This window comes from Streptomyces sp. SID5910 (assembly GCF_009862125.1).
Classification (GTDB): domain Bacteria; phylum Actinomycetota; class Actinomycetes; order Streptomycetales; family Streptomycetaceae; genus Streptomyces.
The window spans coordinates 1-10,333 of the sequence record NZ_WWHX01000804.1; the positions used below are offsets into that span (position 1 = coordinate 1).

Sequence of the window (10,333 nt, forward strand, 5' to 3'; positions counted from 1 at the left end):
CCGGGAGGCCGTCGCCGACGCCGGTCTCTTTCCGCAGGAGTGGGACGGCACCCGGGTCGGCGTCGTCATCGGCGTCGGCGGGACCGCGCTCGACCACACCCGCGAGTACACGAAGATCGTCGAGGGCCGCTACAGCACCCTCTCGCCCAGTCTCGTCGCCCGCAGCCAGCCCGGCATGGCCGCCGGCGAGGTCAGCCTGGACCTCGGCGCCACGGGGCCGACCATGTGCACCAGCACCGTCTGCGCCTCCGGTACCGCGGCTCTGGGCGCGGCCAAACTCCTGCTGGACGCCGGAGCCTGCGACATCGTGGTGGCCGGCGGGGCCGACTCCCCGCGCTGCCCGGTGGGCTCCGCCTCCTTCTGGCGCATGGGTGCCCTCTCCGAGCGGCGCGAGGACCCGGCGGCCGCCTCGCGGCCCTTCGACACCGACCGCGACGGCTTCGTCCTCGGCGAGGGAGCGGGCGCCCTGGTCCTGGAACGCTCGGGTCACGCCCGGGCCCGCTCCGCCCCCGTCTACGCCGAACTCGCCGGCTACGGCTCGACCGCCGATGCCCATCACTGCGTCGCCCCCCATCCCGACGGCGACGGCGCCGCGCGCGCCATGCGGGTGGCCCTCGGCGACGCGGACCTCGCGCCGGGCGACATCGGCCACGTCAACGCGCACGGAACCTCGACGGCCCTCAACGACCGGGCCGAGGCCCGCGCGCTGCGCCAGGTCTTCGCCGACCCGCCTCCCGTCACCGCGAACAAGAGCGTGTTCGGACACGCCATCGGCGGGGCCGGAGCGATCGAGGCCGTCTGCGGTGTGCTGACCCTGCATCACGGGCTCATCCCGCCCACCGCGAACCTGACCCGGCAGGAACCCGGCCTGGAGCTGGACATCGTCACCGGCCGGCCCCGCTCGGCGTCCCTGCACGCGGTGATCACCAACTCCTTCGGCTTCGGCGGCCACAACTCCGTCGCCGTCTTCCGCCGCCCCTGACCACGCCGTCCGCCGCCCACGGAAGATCCCACGTACGCCGATGACCACCGTCCTCTGCCCGGCCCCGGCCGGTGACGCCCTGCCGCATCCACGGGCTGTCGCCGTCGGCCCGGCTGCCGCCATCGGTGCGGCCGCTAACGGGGCGGCCGTCGCCACCGGGCTGGCCATCGCCATCGGTCCGGCTGCCGCCATGGGTCCGGCCGTCGCCACGGCTCCGGCTGCCGCCATCGTCCCGGCTGTTGCCGGTCCGGCCACCGCCATCGGTCTGGCTGCCGCCACCGGGTTGGCCATCGCTACCGGGTCGGCCTTCGCCACCGGTCCGGCTGCCGCCATCGTCCCGGCCGCTACCGGAACGGCCATCGCCATCGGTCCGGCCGCCGCCTCCGGGGCCACCGCGAGCCGATGCCCGACACGCGGACGCGCATGCGGACGCCGGACGAGTGCGGCGCGGGGAATGCGTCCGTCGCCGAGTCCCGAGCCTGCCCACCCCCACTGGGCCGGCACCACCGGCCCTGCTCGGCCCGGGAGCGTCCGCCATGGTGTTTGAAGCCGCCGTCACCGGCATCGGAATGATCACCCCGGCCGGACCCACCACCGAGGAGACCTGGGCCCGCGTGCTGCGAGGCGAGAGCCTCGCCCGCCGTGACCCGGTCCTGGCCGGACTGCCCGTCGACCACTCCTGCCACATCGACGACCTCGACCCCCTCGCCGCGCACGGCCGCCGCCTGGCCCGGCGCCTGGACCGCTTCACCCGACTCGCCCTCACCGCCGCCCGCCAGGCCGCGGCCGACGCCAAACTCGAAGCCGGCGCCCCGGACCCGACCCGCATCGGTGTCGTCCTCGGCGTGGGCAGCAACAGCCTGGAGACCTACGCCCGCGAGTTCGGCCTCCTCGACCGGGAACAGCCCACCCGCGTCTCACCCCTGGCACTGCCCCGCAGCGTGCCCAGCTCCGCCGCCGCCGAGGTCGCCATCGACCTCGGCCTGCGCGGCCCCAACTTCACCGTGTCCAGCGCCTGCGCCTCCGGGGCCACCGCCCTGGGCGTGGCCAGGGACCTCCTGGCCTCCGGCGCCTGCGACATCATCCTGGCCGGCGGCAGCGAATCCGGACGCAGCCGCATGACCGCCACCTGCTTCACCCAGCTGCACGCCCTGTCCCGCAATCCCGACCTGCGGGCGGCGTCCCGTCCCTTCGACACCGGCCGCGACGGCTTCGTCCTGTCGGAGGGCGCCGCCGTGCTCGTCCTGGAACACCCCGACCACGCCCTGGCCCGAGGCGCCCGCACCCGCGCCCTCCTGCGCGGCTACGCGGCGACGAGCGACGCCCACCACCCGGTCGCGCCCCACCCCGACGGCGGGGGCGCCGAGCAGGCCCTGCGCGCCGCCCTACTGCAAGCCGGCTGCGCCCCAGCGGACATCGGCCACGTCAACGCCCACGGCACCTCCACGCCCGCCGGCGACGCCGCCGAGGCCAAGGCCCTGCTGCGGACCTTCGGCGGCACCCCGCCCCCGGTCACCGCGGCGAAGAGCATCCTCGGCCACTGCCTGGGCGCGTCCGGCGCCGTCGAGGCAGCCCTGAGCGTCCTGACCCTGGAGCACCAGACCATCCCGCCCACCGCCAACCTCACCCGCCAGGAACCCGGCCTGGAACTGGACGTCGTCACCGGCGCCCCGCGCCCCGCGTCCCTGAACGCGGTCGTCAGCAACTCCTTCGGCTTCGGCGGCCAGAACACGGTCCTCGTCCTCACCACGCCGTGAGCGACCGCCGGCACCGGCGTTGGTTCGCACCGGGACCTCGACCTCGGGCCGGTGCCGGCGGCCTACCCCGCTGTCCGCGCGGTCGCCGACTGCGCCATCGCCGGGGACGCGTTGAACAGCGCGTGGACGGCGGACCGGACCTGGGCGGCGACGACTTCAGGGGAGGAGGCGTCGAGCTTGCCGTCGAGATGCAGGAACGCCAGACCGTGGACGAGGGCCCACACCGTGGTGGACAGCGCCTCGGCGTCCACACCGGGGAAGGTGGCCCGGACGATGCCGCGGACGTACTCCGAGATCGCGGCGGTCGCGGCGACCCGCTCCTCGCTGGTCGGATCGCAGGGCTCGGCGAACATGGCCCGGAACAGCGCCGGGTGCTCCAGCGCGAACCGGACGTAGGCGACGGCGACATCGGCGAGTTCGCCGGGCGTCGAGGGCGCGGGATGGGCGGCGGCCAGGTGCCCGGCCAGTTCCCGGTAGCCCTCGGCGGCGACGGCGGAGACGAGCGCCTCGCGGTCCGCGTAATGGCGGTAGGGGGCCGTGGCCGACACCCCGGCACGCCGGGCGACCGCGCGCAGCGAGAGTCCCGCGCTGCCGTCCTCCTCGAGGAGTTCGCGCGCGGCTTGCAGGCAGGCGGCGCGCAGATCGCCGTGATGGTAGGTGCCGGTCGGAGGCATAGGACACATCCTTAATGTTTACGATGTCCACATTCCCTCTCATATGTGAACGCCGCATACATCGTAAGTGATCGCGGCCCCGATCCGGGCGGCTGCCGTACGACAGCCGCCGTGTCAGCGGACTCCGGCTGCCTTGAGCACCTTGAGCGCTCCGGTCAGGAGACCTGCCCAGGACTCGGGGCTGATGCCCGACGGCGGGTAGAAGCCCTGGATGCGCTGGTGGGCGATGGTCTGCGGTTCGGTGTACTTGAGGATGCCGTCGGCGCCGTGGCGGCGGCCGAGCCCGGAGTCGCCCATGCCGCCCATCGGGGCGTCGATGCTGCCCCAGGCTGCGGCGAAGGCCTCGTTGACGTTGACGGTGCCGGCGTGGACACGGGCGGCGACGGCCCGGCCGCGGGCTCCGTTGCGGCTCCAGACGCTGGCGTTGAGGCCGTACGCGGTGGCGTTGGCCAGGGAGACGGCCTCGTCGGCGTCGCGGTAGGTGTAGACAGAGACGACGGGGCCGAAGGTCTCGTGGCCGTACAGGGTCATCTCGGGCGTGACGTCGGTGAGGATCGTCGGTTCGTAGAACAGCGGTCCCAGGTCGGGCCTCGCCCTGCCGCCGGCCAGCACGGTGGCGCCCTTGGCCACCGCGTCGTCCACGTGCTCGGTGACGGTCCTGAGCTGGGCCGGGGTGGTGAGGCTGCCGAAGTCCACGCTGTAGTCGTAGGCGGCGCCGATCTTGAGGTTCTTGGTGCGCCGGGTGAACGCGGCGACGAACTCGTCACGGATCGACTCGGCGACGTACAGGCGCTCGACGGAGACGCACAGCTGCCCGGTGGAGGGGAAGCAGGCGGCCACGGCACCGTCGGCCGCCTTCTCGATGTCGGCGTCGTCGAGGACGATCATGGGGTTCTTGCCGCCGAGTTCGAGGGAGGCGCCGATCAGACGCCGGCCCGCGTCGCTCGCGATCTGGCGTCCGGTGGCGGTGGAGCCGGTGAACATCATGTAGTCGGCGTTGTTCATCAGCGCGTCGCCGATGGAGCTGCCCCGGCCGATCACCATCTGCCACACGTCCTTCGGCAGGCCGGCCTCGTACATGAGGTCCATCGACCACAGCGCGGTCAGGGCGGTCTGGGTGTCGGGCTTCTGGACGACGGCGTTGCCGGCCATGAGGGCGGCGATGGTGTCGCTGGCGGCCATGCTCAGCGGGTAGTTCCACGGCGAGACGACGGTGACGACGCCCTTGGGGTGGCGCAGCTCGGTGGTGTGGGTGAGCAGCGGGATCGCGCCGCGGCGGCGCTTGGGGCCGAGGTACTTGGCGGCGTTGCGTGCGTAGTAGCGGGAGACGATGCCGATGTCGACCACTTCGAGGAACGCGTCGCGGCGGGTCTTGCCGTTCTCGGCCTGCATCAGGTCGAGCGCCTCGTCCTGGCGGGCCAGGATCAGGTCGTGGTAGCGCAGCAGGATCTTCTTGCGCTCCGCGATCGGCGTGGCGGCCCACGTCTTCTGCGCGGTGCGGGCGCGGACGAACGCGGCCTCGACGTCGTCGGGGGTGGAGACCGGGAAGTCGGCCAGGGGGACGCCGGTGTAGGGGGCGCTGGTGGTGACCCGTGCGGCGTCCGGTGCGGCCGAGACCTGGGTGGACAGCCGCTGGAGGAAGGACGGGGTGACGGAGGCGGGAAGACCCAGGCGGCGGGCGGTCGTCGGGCCGGCGGGTGCGGTGGCCATGGCGGGGCTCCTTCGTTACTTGCTTCGGCTGTGGACGGAGGTGGGGACCGGCATGTGCAGAGCGGCCTGGCCCTCGGTCATGACGTCGAACTGGATGGTCCGCTTCGGCTTGAGGGACCGCAGGTCGTCGGACATACGGCCCTCACCGAGCTGGAGGGCGATCCCGCTGGTGCCGCGCGTCGTGCCGGCGTTCAGCACGTTCGTCTGGTTCAGGGTGGAGTGCCACGCGCCGTCGATCTTCGTGTACGAGGTCAGCGATCCGACGCGCTCCCCGCTCACGTAGGCCCTCTGGGTGGGGGTGTTGGCCAGGAGCGACAGGTCGACACCGCCGGAGTCGTTGGCCACGCGGGCGGTCGTCCGGTGGTGGTTGATGTCGACGTCCAGGCCGGTGACCCACTTGGGGAAGCCGTAGCCGTCGTGGCCGCGGACCTGCGCGATCTCCGAGTTGACCGGCAGCGACAGGACGTAGGAGTCGAGGTGCTCGTTCTTCAGGCCGGTGACGAGGTCGAAGAAGCCGAGCTTGCCGTGCCGGGCGGGCTTGACCGCGATGCCGACGGCCGCCTCGGTGTAGAAGTCGATGTCGCACACGTCGTAGCGGAAGAACATGACCGAGACCAGGCCGAGGCCGGGCACGACCTCCAGCGGCGACAGCTCCTCGGGCAGCCGGGCGCGGATCGCGCGGGACGGCGCGAGCATCGTGAGCCGGGCCGACGACATGCTGTAGTAGAAGTTCGGGGTGAGCGTGGGGCCGATCGGGGAGTCGACCTTGATCTTCGGGAGCTTCCGGAAGAAGTCCACGCCGCTGACGCGCGGGTCCCGGTCGATCGCGTCGAGGTCGGGGCTCATGCGGTAGCGGTCGTAGAGGCCGCCCTTGGGGACCGCGACCTCGCGGCCTCCCAGATCGACCTTGACGACGTCCTGCTGGTTCGACGGCATGACGTGTTTCCTCACTTGGATGTAAGCGGCGTATACATTGGATCGGGTTGACTGTAGGGCGCTATGTTTGCGACGTCAACATGGAAGGGGGTCCATGTGGCCCTCAGTGCTGAGCGGCACCGCTCAGGCCGCGCTCTGGCGCTTCGACAGCCAGGCGCGGTAGCCGCGCAGTGCCGTGCGCTGCCTGCGCCGTTCGGAGATCAGGGCGATCGCCGGGTGGGTGCCCGGCCTGGGGCTGCTTCCGCGGGCGAGGCGGCGCATCTGGTGGCGCACCTGGGCCATGCTCGCGGCGGACGCGAGGGCCTTGTCGGCCCAGTTCACCGGCCGCATCTGCCGGTCGGCCTCGCGGCCCCGGCTCCAGCGGACGGGCAGGTCGGGGGTGACGGCGAGCGCGGTGCCCATGCCGACGACGGCCACGCCGCTGGCGAGGACCCGCTCCGCGGTCGCGCGCTTGGTGATGCCGCCGGTGAGCATCAGCGGGAGCGGGCTGGTCGTGACCAGATCCTTGGCGAGGTCCAGGAAGTAGGCCTCGCGGGCCTGGGTGCGGGCGTCGGTGGAGCGGCCGGTCATGGCGGGGCTCTCGTAGCTGCCGCCGGAGAGCTCGACCAGGTCGACGCCGAGGGGTTCGAGCATCGCGATCACCTGGCGGGCGTCGTCGGCGTCGAATCCGCCGCGCTGGAAGTCGGCGGAGTTGAGCTTGACCGCGACGGCGAAGGAGGGGGAGACGGCGGCGCGGACGGCGCGGACGATGTCGAGCAGCATCCGGGCGCGGTTCTCCAGGGATCCGCCCCACTGGTCCGTGCGCTTGTTGACCAGCGGGGACAGGAACTGGGAGAGCAGGTAGCCGTGTGCCGCGTGGACCTCGACACCGTCGAAGCCAGCCTGCTCGGCGCGGCGCGCGGTCGTCGCGTACCGCGCCACGGTCTCCTGGATCTGCTGCGGGGTCATGGCGGTCGGGCGGCCGAAGCGGCTGCTGTGCTTGCCCAGGCTGACGCCGATGTCGGTCGGCCCCCACACCACGCCGGGCATGTCGGAGGCCACCTGGCGGCCGGGGTGGTTGATCTGCATCCATATCGCACCGCCACCGGACTTGCCGGCCTTCGCCCACTCGGTGAACGGTGCCAGGGGGGCGTCCTCGTCGAGCACGACACCGGCGGGGCCGGTCAGCGCCTCGGCGTGGACCATGACGTTTCCGGTGATCAGCAGTCCCGTGCCGCCGGCCGCCCACTGCCGGTACAGGGTGAGCAACTGCTCGTCGGGCAGCTGGCCGTCACCGGCCATGTTCTCCTCCATGGCGGCCTTCGCGATCCGGTTCTTCAGTACCTGCCCGGAGCGCAGGGGTAGCGATGAGAACAGTTCGCTGGTCATACGGGTCTCTCCAACATGAGTGGCACAAATGTTTGCACCACTCACAATAGCGGCCGATGTAATCACTGTAAACATCGAGGCGTGTGTCGTGCGTCGCAGGCGGACGGTCGATGGGCGTCAACCGGCGTCTGCCGGACGGTCCGCGGGCCCCTTCCGCTGGTGGCGGACGGCCAGGAGTGCCGCACCGAAGTCCGCCGTCGTACGCGGGTCGGAGAGGGACCGGCCGGGCCCTGGCACACCACTCCCGGCTGATCGGCGCAGGAGGATCGACGTGGATCGCTCCCATCCCGTGGCCGGCCCGGCGAACCCAGAACGACGACGCCGGCTCCGCGCCCGGCGGGCTGCTGGACGTGCTGCGAGTCGCCACCTCGCCCGCCTGACGGCGTGACCGAAGACGAGCCGTGCGCCGCGGCGTCGTTGCGCAAGGGCTGTCGTCTCCTCGTGGTCAGTCGATCGCGCGCCGGGCCACTGCGAGGGTCAGGCGGCGCGGAGCGAGAGTGGCGGCGCGTGCCGAGAGGCGGTTCGCCCACCCGGAGACGACGCTCGCCGGACCGTTGCGTCGCTCCAGGACGTCGAGCACGAGGTCGATGACCTGCGAGGGCGTCTGGAAGCGGCCGACGGCGAGGCCCTCGCCGCCCGCGACGTCGAAGAACTCCGTGCGGGTGGGGCCGGGACTGATGGCCAGCACACGCAGGTTGCTGTCGCGGGTCTCGGAGGCGATGGCCTCCGTGAGGGACAGGACGTACGCCTTGGACGCGCCGTAGACCGCCATGCCCGGCGTCGGCTGGTAGGCCGCGGTGCTCGCCACGTTCAGCAGGAACCCGCGCCCCGACGCGAGCAGACGCGGCAGGAGCAGACGGGTCAGCTCCGTCAACGCCGTCACGTTCACCGAGATCAGAGAGGAGATGCGCTCCGGATCCTCGTCGACGAAGTCGTCGCCGAGGCCGAAACCCGCACAGTTCGCCAGGGAGTCCACGGTGATCCCGGCCGCGTCGAGGTCCGCGACGAGTCGTCCCGACGCGCCGGGGGCCGCCAGATCGGCGGTGACGACCTCGGCCCGGACGGCGTGAACCCTGGACAGCTCGGCGGCCAGTTCGTCGAGCCGCTCACGACGACGGGCGACCAGGACCAGGTGCGCGCCGCGCGCGGCCAGCCGGCGGGCCAGCTCGGCACCCAGGCCGGAGCTGGCTCCGGTGACGAGCACGGTCGTGCCCCGGTAGGACAGCGGGCGTCGGCCGGTGGCCGTGGACGGCGTGCCGAGCGCCTCTACGAGCCGGGTGGCGAGGGCCGTGGCGGACTGCGGGTTCTGCCCCGTGTACAGGTTCCCGTCGACGACGACGTACGGGCGCAGCGGCACGCGGCCCTTGTCGTACCGGACGCCGGCCTCGACCATGCGGTCCTCAAGGAGCCACTTGGCCTTGCGGGAGAAGCGGTTGAGGCGTTCCTCGGTGTTCGACAGGCCCGTCATGCGCCGGCCGGCGAAGGGATTCGAGCCGTCGGGATTCCGTGCGGCGAGGATGGCCGCGGGGGCGTGGCACAGCAGGGCGAGGGGCCGGCCGGAGGCCAGACGCCGGGTGAGCAGCTCCCCGGAGACCGGGTCGGCCGAGAGATCCTCCATCGGCGCGTGTCCGCCGGGATAGAAGACGAGGTCGTACCGGGACTCGTCGACGCTGTCGAGGCTGACCGGGTGGTTCAGTTCGTCGGCGATCGAGTCCAGGTAGGCGCGGACCTTCTTGCGGGTGCGCGGTAGGCCGCCGGCCGGACCGAGGCTCAGTCCGTCGAGGGTGGGCGCGACGCCGCCGGGGGTGGCGACGGTGATGTCCCATCCGGCCTCGCGGAAGACGCGGTGGGGCTCGGCGACCTCCTCCGCCCAGTAGCCGGTGGGGTGAACGGTCCCGTCTGCCAGGGTCCACCCGTCGGCGGCGGAGACGACGAACAGCACGCGGGTCATGGGGTGTTCCTCTCGATGGGGCCTCGGCACACGTTCATCCGGACGAGCGCAGGACCGCCCGGCGTGGCACGCGTGCCACGCCAGGCGGCTGATGTGGGGAGCCCTCAGTCGTCGTGGAGGGCCGTCCTGAGCGCGTCGACGGCGAGTTTGCGGGCGACGTTGGCGGCGCGCGTGTCGCGCAGGCTGTCCAGGAGGAGGAAGTCGTGGACCATGCCCGCGACCCGGACGGACGTGACGTCGACGCCGGCCTCGCGGAGCTTGTTGGCGTACTGCTCGCCCTCGTCGCGCAGCACGTCGGCCTCGTCGGTGATGACCAGGGTGGTGGGCAGCCCGCGGAGCTGGTCGAGGGATGCCTGGAGCGGGGAGGCGTACACCTCGGCGCGCTGGGAGTCGTCACTGGTGTAGGCGTCCCAGAACCACTTCATGCCGTCACGGGTGAGGTAGTAGCCCTCGGCGAACTGGAGATAGGACGGCGTGTCGAAGTCGGCGTTTGCCACCGGGTAGAGGAGGACCTGCGCCTTGAGGTCGATGCCGCCGCGTTCCTTGTTCATCAGCGCGAACACCGCGGACATGCAGCCGCCGACCGACTCGCCGGTGACGGCGATGCGCGAGGTGTCCAGGCCGTGCTCCGCTCCGTGCTGAAGGACCCACTGGCCCACGGCGTAGTTCTGTTCCACCTGGGTGGGGTACTTGGCCTCCGGCGCGCGGTCGTAGACGGGGAAGACGCCCGCCGCTCCGGCGCCCACGACGAGTTCGCGGAAGAGCCGGTCGTGGGTCTTCTCGTCGCCGAACACCCAGCCGGCGCCGTGGATGTAGACCACGACCGGCAGTGGCCCGGTGGCTCCCTTGGAGCGGATGATGCGGGTGCGGACCGTGCCCCACTCGCCGGCGTCCACGTCGACCCACTCCTCGTCGACGTCGGGCCGGGGCACGCTCTCGTCGCTCTGGAGACCGA

At 72.3% G+C, this 10,333-nt stretch carries 8 protein-coding genes and 1 pseudogene; 2 read left to right on the forward strand and 7 right to left on the reverse strand.

Translation table 11 applies throughout. From position 1 onward, the window contains the following. Positions 1 to 982, forward strand: a 982-nt coding sequence (locus GTW67_RS28420; protein WP_161167620.1) for a beta-ketoacyl-[acyl-carrier-protein] synthase family protein, incomplete at its 5' end; no start/stop codon positions are given. A gap of 536 nt (positions 983 to 1,518) precedes the next feature. Further along, positions 1,519 to 2,739 carry a beta-ketoacyl-[acyl-carrier-protein] synthase family protein gene (locus GTW67_RS28425; RefSeq protein ID WP_161167621.1) on the forward strand — a complete coding sequence of 407 codons (1,221 nt, stop codon included), beginning with the start codon at positions 1,519 to 1,521 and terminating at the stop codon, positions 2,737 to 2,739. 62 nt (positions 2,740 to 2,801) lie between these two features. Here GTW67_RS28425 and GTW67_RS28430 read toward each other — a convergent pair whose 3' ends face one another. From GTW67_RS28430 to GTW67_RS28460, 7 genes and pseudogenes are all read right to left on the reverse strand, one after another. Beyond that, on the reverse strand, positions 2,802 to 3,413 hold the full coding sequence (locus GTW67_RS28430) for a TetR/AcrR family transcriptional regulator (RefSeq protein WP_161167622.1): 612 nt from the start codon (positions 3,411 to 3,413) through the stop codon (positions 2,802 to 2,804). A 114-nt stretch (positions 3,414 to 3,527) separates the two neighbouring features. Then, the gene (locus tag GTW67_RS28435; RefSeq protein WP_161167623.1) at positions 3,528 to 5,123 is read right to left on the reverse strand and encodes a succinic semialdehyde dehydrogenase; all 1,596 of its coding nucleotides are present in this window, start codon (positions 5,121 to 5,123) and stop codon (positions 3,528 to 3,530) included. Between the two features lie 15 nt (positions 5,124 to 5,138). Beyond that, complete coding sequence (locus GTW67_RS28440; RefSeq protein WP_161167624.1) at positions 5,139 to 6,059, reverse strand: acetoacetate decarboxylase family protein; 921 nt, start codon at positions 6,057 to 6,059, stop codon at positions 5,139 to 5,141. A gap of 123 nt (positions 6,060 to 6,182) precedes the next feature. Next, the gene (locus tag GTW67_RS28445) at positions 6,183 to 7,427 is read right to left on the reverse strand and encodes an NADH:flavin oxidoreductase/NADH oxidase family protein (protein WP_161167625.1); all 1,245 of its coding nucleotides are present in this window, start codon (positions 7,425 to 7,427) and stop codon (positions 6,183 to 6,185) included. A gap of 445 nt (positions 7,428 to 7,872) precedes the next feature. Beyond that, positions 7,873 to 8,631: an SDR family NAD(P)-dependent oxidoreductase gene (locus GTW67_RS28450; protein ID WP_346010762.1), complete on the reverse strand. Its 759-nt coding sequence runs from the start codon at positions 8,629 to 8,631 to the stop codon at positions 7,873 to 7,875. A 63-nt stretch (positions 8,632 to 8,694) separates the two neighbouring features. Beyond that, positions 8,695 to 9,378 (reverse strand): annotated as a pseudogene (locus tag GTW67_RS28455) (type 1 glutamine amidotransferase domain-containing protein); the annotation flags it as partial. 104 nt (positions 9,379 to 9,482) lie between these two features. Next, the coding region (locus GTW67_RS28460) for an alpha/beta hydrolase (protein ID WP_161167626.1) at positions 9,483 to 10,333 on the reverse strand (851 nt) is incomplete at its 5' end.

Coding starts and splice junctions, on each gene's coding strand:
- GTW67_RS28435 (WP_161167623.1), bottom strand. CDS start 5,123: ATGGCCACCGCACCCGCCGGCCCGACGACCGCCCGCCGCCTGGGTCTT.
- GTW67_RS28430 (WP_161167622.1), bottom strand. CDS start 3,413: ATGCCTCCGACCGGCACCTACCATCACGGCGATCTGCGCGCCGCCTGC.
- GTW67_RS28445 (WP_161167625.1), bottom strand. CDS start 7,427: ATGACCAGCGAACTGTTCTCATCGCTACCCCTGCGCTCCGGGCAGGTA.
- GTW67_RS28425 (WP_161167621.1), top strand. CDS start 1,519: ATGGTGTTTGAAGCCGCCGTCACCGGCATCGGAATGATCACCCCGGCC.
- GTW67_RS28440 (WP_161167624.1), bottom strand. CDS start 6,059: ATGCCGTCGAACCAGCAGGACGTCGTCAAGGTCGATCTGGGAGGCCGC.